The sequence below is a fragment of the uncultured Roseobacter sp. genome, from assembly GCF_947499265.1.
In the GTDB taxonomy this organism is placed as follows: domain Bacteria; phylum Pseudomonadota; class Alphaproteobacteria; order Rhodobacterales; family Rhodobacteraceae; genus Roseobacter.
Genome location: NZ_CANMNK010000003.1, coordinates 532,044 through 548,899, shown reverse-complemented (window position 1 = coordinate 548,899; position 16,856 = coordinate 532,044). Strand labels below are relative to the sequence as shown.

Genomic DNA, 16,856 nt, shown 5'->3' with positions numbered 1-16,856 from the left:
GTGCGTTTCGGGAGGAAGAATGACAGACAACCTGCACCAGGGTCTCTTCTTTGATGGGATCGACAAGCACTTTGGCGGCACCTATGCGCTGAAGGATGTGTCGCTGTCTGTCGGACGCGGAGAGATCGTCGCCCTTTTGGGGGAAAACGGCGCGGGCAAGTCCACCTTGATCAAGGTTCTGGGCGGTATTCATCAACCGGATGCAGGCCGTGTCCTGATTGACGGAGAGGCCTATCAGCACAGGCCCGCCGGGTTTGGCGAACGTCAGAAAGTTGCCTTTATTCACCAGGATCTGGGGCTGATTGAATGGATGACAGTGGCGGAAAACATTGCCCTGGCTTTGGGGTATTCACGCCGCAGCGGGTTGATCCGCTGGCATGATGTCGAAGCCTTTGCCGTCGACGCGTTGAAAAGGGTCGATTGCGAATTTGATCCGACCACTCGAGTTGAAGACCTGACCCGCACGGAAAAATCGCTGGTGGCCATCGCCCGCGCGCTGGCGGTTGATAGCGAATTTCTGGTGCTCGATGAACCGACAGCGTCTTTGCCCGCGGACGAGGTCGAAAGACTGTTCAAAGCCCTGCGCCCCTTGCGCGAGCGGGGCGTTGGCATGATCTATGTCAGCCACCGCCTGGATGAGATTTTCCGGATTGCCGACCGCGTCGCCGTGTTGCGCGATGGGATCATGGTTGGCGTGCGGCGCATCGAGCACACAACGCCGGAAGAGCTGGTCCAGAAGATTGTTGGCCGAAAGACGCGCGCCACGATGAAGGCACAGGATGCGCCCGGTGATGATATTCTGCACCTTCAGGACGTGACGGTTGGGGCGGTTGGTCCGCTCACAATCACTCTGAAGCACAATGAAATCATCGGTCTGGTCGGGTTGCGCGGAGCAGGGCACGAAGTGATTTCGCGGGCGCTCTTTGGGCTGACGGAGCATAGCGGTCAGGTGCGCCTCTTGGGAGAGGTGCCCGATCTGAGCTCCCCGCAATCGGCGTTGCAATCCGGTATTGGGTTGGTGGCCAGGGACCGCACCGAGGAATCCGTGGCAATGAACCTGACAATTCGGGAGAATACCTTCCTCAACCCGGCTGCCATCGGGCGCGGATTGATGAACCTGCTGTCGGCGGGAAAAGAAGCAGATGATGCGGCAAAAATCGGTGCGGACCTGGGCCTTTCCCCAAATGACCCGACGCTGGCGATCGAAGCGCTTTCCGGCGGTAATCAACAAAAAGTCGTTATCGGGCGCTGGCTTGCGACGGAACGGAAACTGTTAATCTGCGAGGATCCGACCGCGGGTGTCGATGTCGGCGCGAAATCAGAGATTTACGCGTTGCTCAACCGGGCGCTGGCCAAGGGTGTGGGCATTCTCATCGTGTCCACCGATTTTGAAGAGATCGCAACGATTTGCCACCGCGCCATCGTTTTCAGTCAGGGTAAACTGGTCGAAGAACTGACTGGCACCCGGCTGACCACGGAAAACCTTATTCAATCGGCATCAGCCGGAAATATCGCTTCGGAAAAGGAGCACCCGAATGCAATCGCTTGAATCCAGCGCGCTCGAGCCCACCCGCGCCGAAATGAAGGACCTCAGCCGGACCAAGCGGCTGCTGCGCCTGTTGCCGGTCTATGGTCTTGTGATCCTGACGGTGCTTCTCATCGTGCTCTTTTCCATCCTGCTGCCGAACACCTTCCCGACAATGCTGAACCTGCGGGCGATCATTTCGGACAAAGCCATCATTGCGCTGCTGTCGCTTGGGGCGATGATCCCGATGGCTGCGGGGCGGATTGACTTGACGGTCGGGTACGGCATCGTGTTGTGGCACATTCTGGCCATCAGCCTGCAGACCATGCTGGGCCTGCCCTGGCCGATTGCCGTTGCGGTCGTGCTGGTCCTTGGCGCAGTCGCCGGTTTTCTGAACGGATTGCTTGTTGAAGTCGCAAAGATCGACAGCTTCATCGCGACACTTGGGACGGGCACAGTCCTCTATGCGCTGGCACTTTGGCACACCGGGGGCCGCCAGATGGTCGGCGTTTTGCCAGATGGTTTTTATGCGCTCAACACCACTTTTGTCTTTGGACTGCCGATCACCGGATATTATCTGATCGCGATCACATTCGTGATGTGGGTGGTTTTGGAATACACGCCGGTTGGTCGTTATCTCTACGCCATCGGCGCCAATCAGCGCGCGGCACAGCTCAATGGCATCCCGACACGGAAATACGTAATCGGGGCATTTGTGGCATCAGGCACAATGACGGCGCTTGCGGGTGTGCTCTTGGCGGCAAAACTGCGCATTGGTCAGGCGTCGGTTGGATTGGAATTCCTGTTGCCTGCACTTGTCGGCGCCTTTCTGGGCTCCACCACAATCAAACCCGGACGGGTGAACGTCTGGGGCACAATTGTCGGTGTTGCCATTCTGGCGGTCGGCATTTCCGGCATTCAACAATTTGGTGGGTCGTTCTGGGTCGAGCCGCTGTTCAACGGGGTGACCCTGCTCATTGCCATTGGCATCGCCGGATACGCGCAGCGGCGCAAGGGTGCTGCAAAACGTTGAAAAGATTTCAAAACTGGGAGGAAACCATGCAAAAAAGAACATTTCTGAACACACTACTTGCGAGTACCATGCTTGCAACACTGTCATTCCCCGCGCTGTCGGAAACGGCCTTTGACGGGCCAACCACCGGTCCGCAGGCGGCGGAGGGCAAGACCATTGTGGTGCTTGCGGGTGATTTGAAAAACGGCGGAATTCTTGGCGTCACAAATGGCGTTGAAGAGGCAGCGGGAAAGATTGGATGGGACGTGCGCGTGCTTGATGGCGCGGGCTCGGTTCAAGGGCGCACCGCCGCGATTGGTCAGGCGCTTGCATTGCAGCCTGATGGTATTGTGATCAATGGCTTCGATGCGGTTGAACAACAGGCGGCCCTTGAGGGCGTTGTCGCGGCTAGCATCCCAATGGTGGCCTGGCATTCCGGACCCAAAATTGGCTGTGATGCGCCGGGTGGGATTTTCGCAAATGTATCCACCGATGCGATGACCGTGTCCGAAGTGGCCGCGAAATGGGCGATGGAAGATGGCGGCGACGGCGTCGGGGCGGTGATTTTCACCGATTCAACCTACCAGATCGCCATCGATAAAGCGGATCGTATCAAGGAGACCATCGAGGCGATGGGGGGCACGGTTCTTGAATATGTCGACACACCGATTGCGGATACGTCGACACGCATGGGCCCCCTGACAACAAGCCTCTTGCAAAAACATGGTGCAAGTTGGACGCATGCTTTGGCCATCAATGACCTATATTTTGACTTCATGGGTCCGGCTCTTGCGGCCGCGGGTATCCCAGGTGATGGATCGCCGAAAGCCGGGTCCGCGGGCGATGGGTCCGAGGCGGCCTTTCAGCGCATTCGCGGTGGCCAGTATCAGACCATCACAGTTGCCGAGCCTTTGAATTTGCAAGGGTGGCAGCTGGTAGATGAGTTGAACCGGGCCATTCAAGATGAGCCGTGTTCCGGCTACGTCACTTCGCCGGCTTTGGTAACGGAAGAGGGGTTGGCAAAACTGGGGGACAGCAACTCATTTGATCCCGACAGTCCGTATCGTGATGCCTATTCAAAAATCTGGGGAAAGTAATTTCCTATAACGACAGGCCGGGAAACCGGCCTGTCAATTCGGTGCGGCCTACCTCCCCTTTGCCAACTTATCCCACCGCTGAGGCCTAGCCTGTTTTGGCAACGAAGCGGAGCCTGTCGAGCATCTTTAGACCAAGCCAGACGCTTCTGCGAAGGTATCTCTTACAATCGGTGCATTGATATTTGGCGATAAGCGGATGAGGTCACAACCAGACCTATTTTGGAAAAAGCAGCGGATCAAAACTCGTCCCAACCATCAAAATCTTCGGCGCCAACCGCTTTTTGAACCTGGGGCTTTGATTTCTCGGGAACCGCTATTTTCGGCTCTTCCCGCATCGCCACAATGTTTTTAACACCCGCTACCTGAAACCGTGTTGTCGCCGCGCGAAGTTCCTGCGCTTCTTTTGCAAGCACATGGCTTGACGCGGTGACCTCTTCAAAAGCGGCCGCCTGTTTCTGCGTATTACCATCGATTTGTGTTACTGCGGAGTTTATTTCATTGATGCCAGCTGCTTGCTCCGAAATAGCCGTCTTCACAACGTCGACGCTCTCGGAAATATTGATCACTGTTTTCGCGATATCCTCCAGCGAGTCTTTTGCGCTGGCGACATTGACCACGCCTTCGGCAACGGCGGCATCACTTTGTGTTATCACATCCGCGATCTCCTTCGCGGCATCGCTGGATCTCTGCGCGAGTTGGCGTACTTCAGAGGCCACGACCGAGAATCCACGGCCTGCTTCGCCGGCGCGCGCAGCCTCGACCCCGGCGTTGAGCGCCAGCAAATTGATCTGAAATGCGATGTCATTGATCACGCTGATCACGCGTGCGATCTCTTTGGAACCTTCTGCGATGCGGTCCATGGATGTGGCGGCCTCCGCCGCAATGCGCTCGCTTGAGGAAGCGGTATTTCTCGCTTCCTTTGCATTGGTGCTGACATCTGCGATATTGCCGTTGACCTGTTTGATGCTCGCAGACAGCTCCTCCAGTGCGGCGGAGGTCTCTTCAATCGAAGCGGCATTTTGCTCGGCCTGATGTGACAAGGCGTCTGCTGTCTGTTGCAGCTCGGTGGATGAGCTCGTCAGTGTCACGCCGCTTTCGGAAATCTCGCCGACAAGAGAGGTCAGCGAGTCGATCATTTCATTCACATTGCGCTGCAGGTCAGCAAAGGCGCCATGGAACTCTCCTTCCATCCGTTCGGTCAGATTGCCCGTCGCAACCCGGCCCAGGAGCGCGCCGGTTTGGGCAAGCCCATTATCAACGGATTCCATGAGCAGATTGATGTTTTTTGCCAATTCGATCAGGGTTTCGTCGTTGAAATCGGAAGCGACACGGCTAGAAAACCTGCCCGCAAGCGCGTCATCGACCACCTGGCCGAAGGAACTGCCGAGACTGCGCATCATCTCATCGCGCTCCGCAGCAGCAGCACGATCCGCTTCTTCTTTTTCGCGGGCCAGCTCGATCTCGCGCTCGGCGGCTTTTTCGCGCTCAGCACTCAACTCAGCCATCTTTTCGTTTGCGGCTTGCTGTTGCTCATTCATTTCTTCCATTTGAAGGGCGTTCTGGCGGAAGACTTCTGTTGCGCGCGCCAATTCGCCAATTTCATCGCCGCGATCCGTTTCCGGCACATTTGTCGAGAGATTGCCATTGGCGACCTCGTTCACGCAGGCGGTCAGCTTTTGAACCGGCTTTGAGATGCTGCGGGAAAAGAAGATGGAGATGACCAAAACAACCAAGAATATCACCGCGGCCATAAGGGCTGCCAGCTTCAGGAACCAATTCATGTCCGAGAAAAGCTCAGCCGTGTCTTGCTGCACGACCGAAACCCAACGGGTGCCGTTGAACTCAATCGGGGCATAGTATCCCATCACCTGACCGCCCGTGTGCCCCACGGATTGGAACAGGCCGGAACCGCCTTCCAGACCATCGGTGATCGCTTCGTGCTCGACAGATGTGACCAGGATGTCAACAACTTCGGATTGTATGGAATCCGTCCGCATGAGACCATCGTCGCCCACGATGAAACCGTCCGTGGTTGATCCCAGGCCCTCCAGCGCACCGGCGGTTGCGTTGAGTTGACCGATCGGCATTTGATACGCCAAAACGCCCAGCAAAGTACCCTGCTCATTGAAGACGGGCCGCGCAATGAAAGCGGCGGGCGTGTCATTGCTCGGACCATATGGGGAGAAATCCACGAATACAGATGGATCTGTGGGACCGATCTCCATTGCCCCACGATAGGCTTGCGCAAGCCCGGAATCGCGCCACTCACCCGTCAGCATATTTGTGGCGAAGTCACTCTCTTTGAACACGCTGTAGACAAGATTGCCTTCGGTATCGAAGAGAGAGATGTCGTAGTACTCCATCTCATTTTGCAACTGATCGAATGTCGGATGGTAGATTGCGTGGATGAAACCATAACTGGAACCCGTGTCCGCCTTGACCAATTGGTCCTTTTGCTCCGGCGCGTGTTCATTTTCCGTGATGTAAACCCGTTGGAGGGTATCTTGCGCGTTCTCCAGTGAATCGTATCCGTCCGCGAGGGCAATCAGCGCTTGGCTGGTGGCCGGCATGCCCGCGCGCAGCCGGATGTCGCGATCGATATTCTGCATCAGCGTATTAACACGACTGGCCTTGATCAGGGCGATGCTTTCGAGCGTTTCAACGGCATTTTTTGACAGGATGTTCCGGGTCACGGATGCGTTTGCGATTGCCATCACCAGGATCGTAATGGCGACCAGCATGGTCATTATGACAGGTAGCTTCACCCCCAGTTTCATGCCATCGAACGTCTTTTTCATGGTGATATTCCTTAAAACTGGTCAGAAATACCGGGCGAAGTTCGGGGTATTTTCTGCGGACTTGGCGACCCTTCGGTGCGGATTTGATCTCCGCCGGGCTATCACTGACGCGTTACCAAACTCTGAAAGCCCATCTGCGCTGAAACAGGAACTTCCTACAATCTTCGTGATTGCGACATGGGCTGCATGCAAACCTTGCAAGCCGGGCATGGTTCGCCGTTATCCTTGCTGCCCTCAAGTGATGAAAGACAGGGCTTCAGTTCGCGCCCGCAGGACAAATCCCTGAATGCCCAGTGAAGCCGTAGATATGCACGAAAGCACCTATGGTGCCGGCTGCGGGCCGTTCGTAAAAAATTGTTCGTTTGACCCCGACACGCTCTGCGTGAATAGTCACCCTATTTAATCCGCTTTGAGACCATGATGCCAAAAAATATCCTTATTTTCTCAGATGGTACGGGGCAGGTGGGGGGGCTTCGCCCGGATCAGCGCCTGTCCAATATTTATAAGATGTACCGCGCCATGCGCCCGGGGCCGTCCTCCGCGATCAGCCCGTTTGAGCAGGTCTGTTACTACGATCCCGGGCTTGGTGCGGGCGAGGTCGGGCGGTTCACTGTCGAACGGATGCGGAATGTCATATCCGCTGCCATCGGGACCGGCATCGATGAAAACGTGATCGATTGCTATGAGAAGATCATCTCCTATTACGAACCGGGCGATAAGGTGCTGCTCTTTGGCTTTTCGCGGGGGGCCTATACGGTACGGGCGGTCGCCAATGTGATGAACCTCTGCGGTATCCCGACGCAAATGCCTGATGGATCGCCGGTCCCGCGCCATGGGCCAAGGTTGCGCAAGATCGCCAGTGATGCGGTGAACTATGTCTACAATCACGGTAACGGATATGCGCGCGGGCAGGAGCCTTACTACACCCGCCGCGAGGAACTGGGGCGCAGGTTTCGTCGCAAATACAGCAGTTTCGTGCCGGATGCCGAGCACGACGTCCAAGGCAATGTGCAGCCTCATTTCATAGGGGTTTTTGATACCGTGGCCGCCCTAGGGAACGGCGTGGTGCTATTTGTGGCTCTGGCGGCTATTGCCGCTTTGGCGGTGTCGCTGGTCTTGATGATATTGACGTCGGTTCATTGGGCGTGGTGTAGCCTGCTGGCGATCGTTTTGGGCGTGATCCTGTTTCAATATGCCAAACTGCGTTGGTCCCAGTTCAAGTATTTCTCGCCCGATGAGGACAATCCGCTGAAAGTGACAAACATCCGCGATTGGCCCTCGATCTGGAAATACGGGCACCACGCGGTCTGGAACCGCAAAAACTACGACAAATGGCTCGATTCCGATGTGCAGCATGCCCGCCATGCCTTGGCGATTGATGAGCATCGCCGGGATTTCCCGCGGGTGAAATGGGCCATGCGTGCGGAGGCGCAAAAGACCGCCGGTCGCAAACCCGCGTGGTTGAAGCAGGTCTGGTTCCCGGGATGTCACAGCGATGTTGGCGGCAGCTATCCGGAGCCGGAATCGCGCCTGAGCGACATCGCGCTGCACTGGATGCTGGAGGAGTTGAAAGACTGTGTGCCGGATGTGCAGATCAATGAAGATAAGCTTTTTGTCACGCCTGATCCGCTGGGTATGCAGCATGAGGAAACCTATATGATCGAGATCGGACCTTTCAAAAAGAAATGGGTCGCACAGCCCCGGGTCGTGGATGGGATCTTTCCGCTGCATCCCTCGGTGGCAGAGCGTTTGAAGGCAGAGCAGGTGTCGCATCTGGGGGAGATGAAACCCTACCGACCGCTACAACTCAAAGAGCATCCTCAGGCCAAGGCGTATTATGAATGACAGGTGCGGTGCCTCAGCGCCGCCCTATGGCCAAGCTGGTTGAAAACCGCTAATCTAGCCTCGCCGCAAGGGGCGGCATCCAGGTTCGCGGAAAGCAGTCATCAGCGCCCCTCACACAGTCGATGAAAACCTCTTTTGGTATTTCTCTTGCCCGGATCAGCGAACCGGCGGGCACGCATTGGAGGAAACCAAATGAAGTCTCTTGATCAACTGCGCCGCGATGCCAAGACCTTGCGCAAAGCGCATGAAGCGGGCGATATCCATGCCCGGCAACGCATCGCCAACCATCCGCCCCGATCCGAAGATACCTCGCTGAAGCATGCAGACTACCTGCATGTGATCGCGCGGGAAAATTCCTTTGTCAGCTGGCCAGCTCTAAAGGCCGCCGTGGAAGTGGATGGCCTGGATCTGGCGGCGTGGCGACAACGGCTCAGGATCGCAGTTTTCAACGGTCAGGCGCATGTGGCGGCGCGGATATTGGGGCAGGACCCGGATCCGGCAGCGGGGGATCTTGCACTGGAAATCGCGTTTTACCGAAAGGACGCCGTGTTTCGCGCGCTGGATGCTGACCCGGAGGCCGCGACACGTGTCCTCAACGGGCGCGCGCCGATCTGTCATTTGGCCTTCTCCAAAGCCATCCATATGACCGCCAGCTCAGAGGACGATATGCTCGCCATCGCCGACCGGCTTGTGGCCTTGGGCGCGGATGTCAACGCCTCCATCCCTGTGGCGCCGGACAATGACCACCCGCTGTCAGCGCTTTATGGTGCCATCGGTCACGCCAACAACATGCCGCTTGCGAAATGGCTGCTGGAGCAGGGTGCGAACCCCAACGACGGTGAATCGCTCTATCACGCAACAGAACTGGGTCACCCTGAAGCGCTGAAGATGCTGCTGGAGCACGGCGCCGACCCGAAAGGCACCAATGCGCTGTTGCGGGCGATGGATTTCAACGATCACAAAGCGGTTGAAATGCTGCTGGCCGCCGGGGCGCGGGCGGATGACTTTGACGGGACCCATGTCGGTGGAGAAGCGCCCTGGGTTGTGCCTGCCCTGCATCAGGCGGCGCGGCGGATGTCCGATGCGCGGATGATCAACATTCTGCTGGACGCGGGCGCCGATCCAACCCGTGTTTTTGAAGGGAATACGGCCTATGGCTACGCGCGTGTGTTCGGCAACACGACCCTTGCGAAGGCCATTGAGGCGCGCGGGCATACCCCTGACCTGACCGACGCGGAGCGGCTTCTGGCGAGGGCTGCGGATGGGGAAGATACCGGCGATGCGCAGGTCGATCCGGAGGCGCTGCCGAAAGCCTATCGCACGATCATCCGCACCATCCTGCATCTGCCGGGAAAGCTTGATCACATCCGGCGGCTGGTCGCATTGGGGGTCGAATTCGACGTGCCGGACACGGAAGGGCTGACACCGGTGCAAGTGGCCGGTTGGGAGGGTCTGCCCGATGTGATGGCCTATCTGCTGAGCCTGGGGCCTGACCTGATGCATCAGAACGGCTATGGCGGCAGCCTGCTGTCAACCATCCTGCACGGGTCGGAAAATGCGCCAGGTGCGGAGACGCGTGATCATGCCGGATGTCTGCTGTTAGCCCTGGAGGCGGGCGTTCCGGTGCCAAGACGCGCGCCCGATCTGGCGGGGGTGCCGGAGCTTGCCGAGATCCTTGCCGATTGGTGCGAGGCCCATCCCGAGCAGGTCGTTGAGGGCGGTGCGATTTAAACACGGACCATGGCGCGCGGGTCTGAACCTTTGAGCGGCCCCGCGCGCCATACCTTTTACGGTAAAGGGTCAGCGCATCACAAAGGGGTTCGCCATGGGCGCATCGGAAATGTTGATCCAGGTCGTTTTGGTGCGCGTGTAGTCCAGTATCGCTTCTTTCCCGGCCTCTCTGCCGTATCCGGACTGGTTGAAGCCGCCAAAGGGCGCGATGGGCGAAATGGCGCGATAGGTGTTCACCCAGGTGATCCCGGACCGGATGCGTTTTGACACGCGATGCGCGCGCGCCACGTTTTGCGTGAAAACTCCCGACCCCAGCCCAAAGTCACTGTCGTTAGCCAAAGCTATCGCTTCCTCTTCGGTGTCAAAGACCAGCAGGGACATCACCGGGCCAAACATCTCCACCTTCAGCGTCGCCACCTCCGGCGTATTGCACAAGACAAGCGTGGGCTGAAAATAGTGATCGCTCCCGGCATCGGCGGTGGCACCGCCGAAGACCACCCGGGCACCTTGCTGTTTTGCTCTCGCAAGCGTCTCTTTGATCCGGGTGATCTGTGCCACTGTGCACAGGGGCCCCAGGTGCGTCGCTGTATCATGCGGATCGCCCACCACCAGATCCTTGCACTTTTCTGCAATCGCCGCTGTCAGGGCCTCATAAACAGGTCGGTGCACAAGCCCGCGCGACCCCGCAACGCAGGATTGACCCGAGGCGCCGAAATTCCCCGCGATCAACCCATTGGCGGCTGAATCGATATCCGCATCATCAAACACGATGATCGGAGATTTGCCACCCAGTTCCAGCGTCGTCACGGCGAAGTTCTCAGCCGAATTGCGCACGACATGACGGGCGGTTTCGGGTCCGCCGGTAAAGGCAATCCGGTCCACATCCTTGTGGCGCGTCAGCGGAATGGCGCAATTCTCTGCATCCCCTGTGATGACCGAGACTACGCCCGCGGGAAATCCGGCTTCGGCGATCAGCCGGGCAAACGCGAACATCGGGGCAGGGGCCACTTCCGAGGCTTTGATCACCACAGAACACCCCGCCGCCAGTGCCGGGGCAAGTTTGGTGGCAGTCAGGAACATCTGCGCATTCCAGGGTACGATCGCGGCTACGACGCCAATGGGCAGCACTTGCGTGTAGGCATGCATGTCCGACTTGTCGATGGGCAGCACTGCCCCTTCGATCTTATCCGCAAGACCGGCGTAATAGCGATAATAATCAGATACATAGCCGGTTTGCGCCATCGTCTCGGTCGCCAGCTTGCCGCTGTCTGTGGTCTCGATCCGCCCCAGGTGTTCGGCGTTTTCCGCGATCAGATCAGCAAGGCGGTAGAGCAGTTTACCGCGCGCGGTTTGCGTCATCTCCCGCCATTCGGGCACGTCCAACACGGCTTTTGCGGCACGGATGGCCTGATCCACATCCGCCGGTGCTGCGCAATCGAAGGTGGCCCAGGCCTTGCCAGTGGCCGGGTTGATCGTCTCCAAAACCTGCCCGCCCGATCCGGCTTGCCAGTCCCCGGCGATGAAAAGCTGATAATGCGGCATATCGCTCATGGTGGCTTCCGTCCTTCAGGTAAATGCTGGCATGACGTCGTCGATGAACCGGGCGAGCGAGGCGCGTTTGCGCTCCGCACTCATGCCGCTGTCGATCCAGAACGAAAACTCATCATAGCCCAGATCCTCGTAGCGTTTGATGCGGTCAATCACATCCCCGGCGGTGCCGATTGTCAAATCGCGCCGCATGTTCTCAGCGGCCATCATTCTGTTTGCGGCCATATCCGCCGCGCTCAATTCTTCCATCAAACCTTGCTCCACCGGGCGTTTGTTCTGAAACCATGCGCCGAAGTAATTGTAAAATCGGCTGAGCTCTCGTGCGGCCAAATCCGCGTCCGCTGCATCCGAGGCGACATAGGTGTGGTGCAGTAGCATGATCTTGGGGCGTGGTCCGGCATAGGCGGCGCAAGCACCCTCAAAAGTGCTCATCAGGTTTTCAATTTCGGCCTCACCCTGCCAAAGCGGCGTGACCTGCACGTTGAACCCGTTTTGCACGGCAAATTCATGGCTGTTGGGGTCTCGGGCGGCGACCCAGATCGGTGGCCCATCCCGCTGGACGGGTTTGGGGGCCGAGGTGGTGCTGGGAAAGCTGTAAAATGTGCCGTCATGCGTGCAATCCCCGGCCCAGAGCTGGCGCACAAGCGGCAGTGTCTCGCGCATGCGTTGACCGGCATCCCAGGCATCCAGCCCGGGCATCACCCGTTCGTATTCATAGGAGTAGGCCCCGCGTGCCGCGCCAATCTCCAACCGGCCCCCCGTGATCAGATCGGTCATCGCAGCCTCCCCGGCCAACCGGATCGGATGCCAAAACGGCACAATCACCGTGCCCGTGCCCAGCCGGACATTTTTGGTGTGATGCGCAAGGTCGACAAGCGTGGTGAAGGGGTTGGGGGCAATGGTGAATTCCATCCCATGATGCTCGCCCGTCCAGATCGCCCGCATCCCGCCGTCATCCGCCATTTTGCAAAGCGCGATGAAATCGGAATAAAGCACCTCATGGGACTGATCCGCCGTCAGCCGTTCCATATGTGCGAAGAGAGAAAATTCCATACTGCTACCTCTCGCTGGCGGGCAACACGTCGCCGTCATACGCGTCGCCGATGTAAAACCCGAAATTCTGGGTGCTGTGCTCCTGCGCGAACCGTGTCAGCAACGCCTTCAGGGCCTCGTCCCGGATGCTGAGCTCGGGCAGGTTTTGGGTCGGGATCTTGCTCAGGCCGGGTTGTGGGCCTTTGGTCTGGCCGCGAAAAACGATGCGTCGGGCATGCGGGCCTTCGTCGTAGATGGCGTAGACAACGTTGAGATTGAACCTGATCTTCGCGGCTTCCAGCCTGGCGGTGAGCGCCCGCAGAGGGCTGGTACCAGCGGGCACGGATGCGGTGGGCAGATCCTGATCTGCTGTCAAATAGAGGTGCCGACCGTCGTCCAGCAACACGCTGGCGCGGGTGGATTGCACCGGCGGGGCTTGGGCCTCGCGCTCCTGGGTCTGTTCGAAATAGCCGTTTGGTCCGTAGCCCAGTCCTGGCAGGCAGGCATCATCGAAATCAATCACCTGCCCGATCAGCACCGCATGATCGCCCGCATCAAGGGCGTGAAACCTGTCACAGACAAACCCGGCCGCCCGGCCTGAGATCAGGGGAACGCCCGTTGCATGAGGCTGCCAGTCACAAGTGCTGAACCGGTCCTCCCGTCGGGATGCAAAGAGGTTTGAGACATGCTGCTGCCCTTCGGCAAGAACACTGATCCCGAACCGGCTGGCGTTTCGAAAGACCTCGAATGTGGACAGGTGATTGCCCGGGCAGACCAGAACGAGCGGTGGGTCAAGCGAGACGGAGGTGAAGGAATTGGCCGTGAACCCAACGGGCGCGCCATCGACCCCCCGCGTCGTCACAACCGTGACACCGGTGACAAAGCGGCTGAACGCGGATCGCAGGGCTTTGGCGTCAGTGACCATGCTCATGCTGCTCCCGGGTTGAAGGTTGACAGGATCGCATCCGCGGCGGCGTCAGGGTGCGTCATCGGCAGCATATGCGCGGCATCTTCAAGCACCACGCAGCGTCCCCGCGGGCAGCGTGCGGCCATCTCTTCCGACATCTGCGCCGTGGAATTTGGATCCTGCCCACCCGTCAGGAAAAGCGTCGGGCAGGTCAAGTTGCGCAGGTCATCATCGCAGGGGCCATCGTGATGCGCGAAAACAGAATATGCAGCGGCATAGCCTGCAGGGTCTGCGTCGCTCAGCCAGGCGCGGCACGCCTCAGCGGCCTGTTTTTGATCGCTCTGCGGGGCGTTTCCAAACCATCGCTCCAGGGTCGCGGTTGGATCGGGGGCGTCGGCCTGCTGCAAGGCTTTGGTGCGCGCCTGAACGGCCTGGGCTGCATCCGGTGATCGCCTGTAAACGGCATTTATCGCAGCAATACCAGAGATTTGCCGAGGGTTTTCCGCACCCAGTGCCAGCGCAATCATCGCGCCCATGGAATGCCCGGCAAGGCAGACGGGTTCCTGTAATGCGTCAATAAATGCGCCTGCGCGCGCCGTGTAGTCCTCCAGACTGGTTTCGCCTGCGCGCGGCGAAAACCCATGCCCCGGCATATCCAGCGCGTAGACCGTGAAATGCCCCGCCAGCGCGGGCATCATCGCGGCCCAGGCTTCGGCGCGCAGGCCGACCCCGTGGATCAGGATAAGCGCCGGTCCGCCGCCTTGCGTCCAATAGGCCAGGCTGCTGGCGCCGTCAGACCGCGGCCGGGTTGTCCAGATCATGTCCCAAATCCTTCAGATCCTGATACCGATCGCCGATGCGGTGGTGCGGACGGCCATTCAGGGCCGCGCCCAAGGCGACCACGACCTCATCAGCGCGCGGGGCATCCGCAATCGCAAATTGAATGGTCAGGTAATGTGACCGGCGCCCGGCGTCGTTCTTGTCCATCAGCGGAATCTGGATCGAGGCATTGGCCCCGCCACGGATGTTCGTGAAGGCCAGATAGGATTTTGCGCCGACAGCCTCGCGGAAATGATTGCCGAAGCGCAGGGTGTGGATCAGGCCTGAGGCATGTTCAATCTCACCATCCAGGCCCACAACAGCCGCCTTGCCAAAAGCCTCGATGCGGTTGCCGCCCCCCGCCATGTCGGTGATGCGTTGGGTCAGCAAGGCGCCCAGTTCCGGCCCATAGGCCTGTATCTCGGGTTTGAGATCTTCGACGAATTTCCCGGCCCAGGGGTTGGTGATGACCGCTGCCGCCGCGCACATGGACCAGGGATGCGCTGCCGGTTTGAACCCTTCGATCAGCACATCTTCCTGATAGGTCACGATTTTTCTAATTTCTGGTCGCATTCCGTCCACTCCACATTACTCCGGAATTTATCGGTGCGTGCAGGCTGTGACAAACGATAGAAAATGATATGAATACATTAGATTTACTAATTCGATGGAGCCCTTATGGCCAAATCCCTTCCCCCGTTGACGTGGTTTCGGGCCTTTGAAGCCGCCGCGCGCCATCTGAGCTTTACCCTTGCGGCTGATGAATTGGGCTTCACCCAATCCGCCATCAGCCAACATGTGCGCGCTTTGGAAGAACGGTTGGGCAGCCCCTTGTTCGTCCGTCGGCATCGGGCGCTGCAACTTACCGATGCCGGGCGGTTGCTGGTGCCGGATGTGGCTGCCGCCATGGCGCGGCTGGGCCAGGCAACGGAGCGGTTTTTGCCCGTCGTCTCCAAACCGAAACTGACAATTGCGACCAGCACCAGCATCGCGCAATACCTCTTGGCTCCGAAACTGTCGGCGTTCGCCCAGCTGCACCCGGACATCGCATTGCAGATTGTCACGACGGTCTGGCCTGATGATTTTACAGCCGTGAACTCCGATATCGAAATCCGGTTCGGTGCGCAGGAGGTTGTTGGGCAAAACGCTGACCTGTTGGGGCCGACCTATCTGCATGCTGTTGCGGCACCGCAGTTGGCACGAGATCTGACCACGGCCACAATCTGGGAGCATCTGGCCCATCTGCCGCTGATCCAGCCGGTCGGGATTTCCGCGACCTGGTCAGCGATCGGTGCCACGCTGGTCCCGCTAGAGGCGCATTTCTACGTCGACACGCATGGGCTGGCGGTCGACATGGCGCTGAGCGGGGCAGGGGTCGCGCTGACTCATGCGCTGGTGACCCGGGAGGCCCTCGCAGACGGCCGGTTGATCGAAGTGCCGCTGCCCCACATTCCCGCGCGGGAAGGGTATTACCTTGCCCGAAACCCCAGCCAGCATCCGAAGCTGCAAGACAGCCTCGCCAGTTGGATTTTCGCGCAAGCAGCTGCGTGATCACGCGAGGATGACAGGGGTCTTCTCCGCATGGGACCGGGCGGCGGCATCTGCAAGCATCTGGGCGCGCAGACCATCCACGATGCCAGGGGTCATGGCATCACCTGAGCCCGCGTTCTGTACGAAATGCGCCATCTCCGCGTGATAGGCCGCCTCGTAGCGCTCCAGAAAGAAATGCTGCGCGGGCGCTCTGCGAAATCCGGTTTCGGTGGCGACTTCGACCGAGGTTTCCAGCATGTTTTCGGCGCGCAACATCCCCTTTGCACCATGCACTTCGATCCGTTGGTCATAGCCATAGGCTGCGCGGCGCGAATTGGAGATCTGGCAGATTTTGCCCGACGCGGTGGTCAGGGTGACCGCCGCCGTATCCACATCTCCGGCTGCCCCGATTTCGGGATCCACCAGCGCCGCGCCCACCGCGTAGACGGTGACCGGCTCCTCGCCCAGAAGAAAGCGCGCCATGTCCAGATCATGGATCATCATATCGCGGAAAATCCCGCCAGAGCTTTGGATGTAGCTCACTGGCGGCGGGGAGGGGTCGCGGGACAGGATCGTCACAATCTCGACCGCGCCAATCTCGCCCTGGGCAATCCGCGCCTGAAGGTTCGCAAAACTCGGGTCGAACCGCCGGTTGAACGCGGTCATGAAGGGCACGCCCGCGCTTTCCACCGCCGACTGGCAGGTGCGGATGCGATCTGCGGACATGTCCACCGGCTTTTCGCAGAAGATGGCTTTGCCCGCGCGGGCTGCGGCATGGATCAGATCGAAATGCGTATCGGTCGGCGTGCCGATGACAACCGCGTCGACATCCGCGCTGTCAATCAGCGCATCGGGGGCCAGCACCTGCGCCCCGGTGCGGCTGGCCAGCGCCTGTGCAGGCTCGGCAAAGGCGTCCGCCACCGCCGTCACCACCGCGCCATCAATCCGGCTGATTGATCGTGCGTGCACCTGTCCGATCCGACCACAGCCCAACAATCCAATTTTCAGCATG

The 16,856-nt window shown here is 59.1% G+C and carries 13 protein-coding genes; 6 read left to right on the top strand and 7 right to left on the bottom strand.

Annotation, left to right across the window (positions count from 1 at the left end; translation table 11 throughout):
- Nucleotides 1–19 precede the first annotated feature (19 nt).
- The 3 genes from Q1A63_RS10680 to Q1A63_RS10670 are packed head-to-tail and all read left to right on the top strand — an operon-like array spanning nt 20 to nt 3,634.
- Nucleotides 20–1,549: a sugar ABC transporter ATP-binding protein gene (locus Q1A63_RS10680; protein ID WP_298970582.1), complete on the top strand. Its 1,530-nt coding sequence runs from the start codon at nt 20–22 to the stop codon at nt 1,547–1,549.
- Nucleotides 1,536–2,558 carry an ABC transporter permease gene (locus Q1A63_RS10675; RefSeq protein WP_298970583.1) on the top strand — a complete coding sequence of 341 codons (1,023 nt, stop codon included), beginning with the start codon at nt 1,536–1,538 and terminating at the stop codon, nt 2,556–2,558. Before Q1A63_RS10680 ends, Q1A63_RS10675 begins: the two co-directional genes overlap by 14 nt.
- Before the next feature lie 26 nt (nt 2,559–2,584).
- Complete coding sequence (locus tag Q1A63_RS10670; RefSeq protein WP_298970584.1) at nt 2,585–3,634, top strand: substrate-binding domain-containing protein; 1,050 nt, start codon at nt 2,585–2,587, stop codon at nt 3,632–3,634.
- Nucleotides 3,635–3,870: 236 nt separating this feature from the next.
- Here the strand turns inward: Q1A63_RS10670 and Q1A63_RS10665 are convergent, their stop codons facing one another.
- Complete coding sequence (locus tag Q1A63_RS10665; protein ID WP_299631482.1) at nt 3,871–6,432, bottom strand: methyl-accepting chemotaxis protein; 2,562 nt, start codon at nt 6,430–6,432, stop codon at nt 3,871–3,873.
- A gap of 420 nt (nt 6,433–6,852) precedes the next feature.
- Here Q1A63_RS10665 and Q1A63_RS10660 point away from each other — a divergent pair, with 420 nt between their 5' ends.
- Both Q1A63_RS10660 and Q1A63_RS10655 read left to right on the top strand, forming a co-directional pair.
- The gene (locus Q1A63_RS10660; protein ID WP_298970586.1) at nt 6,853–8,277 is read left to right on the top strand and encodes a DUF2235 domain-containing protein; all 1,425 of its coding nucleotides are present in this window, start codon (nt 6,853–6,855) and stop codon (nt 8,275–8,277) included.
- 192 nt (nt 8,278–8,469) lie between these two features.
- A complete protein-coding gene (locus tag Q1A63_RS10655) occupies nt 8,470–10,008 on the top strand; it encodes an ankyrin repeat domain-containing protein (RefSeq protein WP_298970588.1) in 1,539 nt (512 codons plus the stop codon).
- 69 nt (nt 10,009–10,077) lie between these two features.
- Here Q1A63_RS10655 and Q1A63_RS10650 read toward each other — a convergent pair whose 3' ends face one another.
- The 5 genes from Q1A63_RS10650 to Q1A63_RS10630 are packed head-to-tail and all read right to left on the bottom strand — an operon-like array spanning nt 10,078 to nt 14,887.
- Nucleotides 10,078–11,559: an aldehyde dehydrogenase gene (locus Q1A63_RS10650; RefSeq protein ID WP_299631478.1), complete on the bottom strand. Its 1,482-nt coding sequence runs from the start codon at nt 11,557–11,559 to the stop codon at nt 10,078–10,080.
- A 15-nt stretch (nt 11,560–11,574) separates the two neighbouring features.
- Nucleotides 11,575–12,609 (bottom strand): LLM class flavin-dependent oxidoreductase, encoded by a 1,035-nt coding sequence (locus Q1A63_RS10645; RefSeq protein ID WP_298970592.1) that lies wholly within the window; start codon nt 12,607–12,609, stop codon nt 11,575–11,577.
- Nucleotides 12,610–12,613: 4 nt separating this feature from the next.
- Nucleotides 12,614–13,519 carry a flavin reductase family protein gene (locus Q1A63_RS10640; protein WP_298970594.1) on the bottom strand — a complete coding sequence of 302 codons (906 nt, stop codon included), beginning with the start codon at nt 13,517–13,519 and terminating at the stop codon, nt 12,614–12,616.
- Entirely contained in the window at nt 13,516–14,316 is an 801-nt protein-coding gene (locus Q1A63_RS10635) for an alpha/beta hydrolase (protein ID WP_298970596.1), read from the bottom strand. The genes Q1A63_RS10640 and Q1A63_RS10635 overlap by 4 nt, the downstream gene beginning before the upstream one ends.
- Entirely contained in the window at nt 14,288–14,887 is a 600-nt protein-coding gene (locus Q1A63_RS10630) for an amino acid synthesis family protein (RefSeq protein WP_298970597.1), read from the bottom strand. Before Q1A63_RS10630 ends, Q1A63_RS10635 begins: the two co-directional genes overlap by 29 nt.
- 105 nt (nt 14,888–14,992) lie before the next feature.
- On the opposite strand from Q1A63_RS10630, the gene Q1A63_RS10625 reads away from it, so the two are divergent.
- On the top strand, nt 14,993–15,865 hold the full coding sequence (locus tag Q1A63_RS10625) for a LysR substrate-binding domain-containing protein (RefSeq protein ID WP_298970599.1): 873 nt from the start codon (nt 14,993–14,995) through the stop codon (nt 15,863–15,865).
- Here Q1A63_RS10625 and iolG read toward each other — a convergent pair whose 3' ends face one another.
- Nucleotides 15,866–16,855: an inositol 2-dehydrogenase gene (gene iolG / locus Q1A63_RS10620; protein ID WP_298970601.1), complete on the bottom strand. Its 990-nt coding sequence runs from the start codon at nt 16,853–16,855 to the stop codon at nt 15,866–15,868.
- Nucleotide 16,856 lies beyond the last annotated feature (1 nt).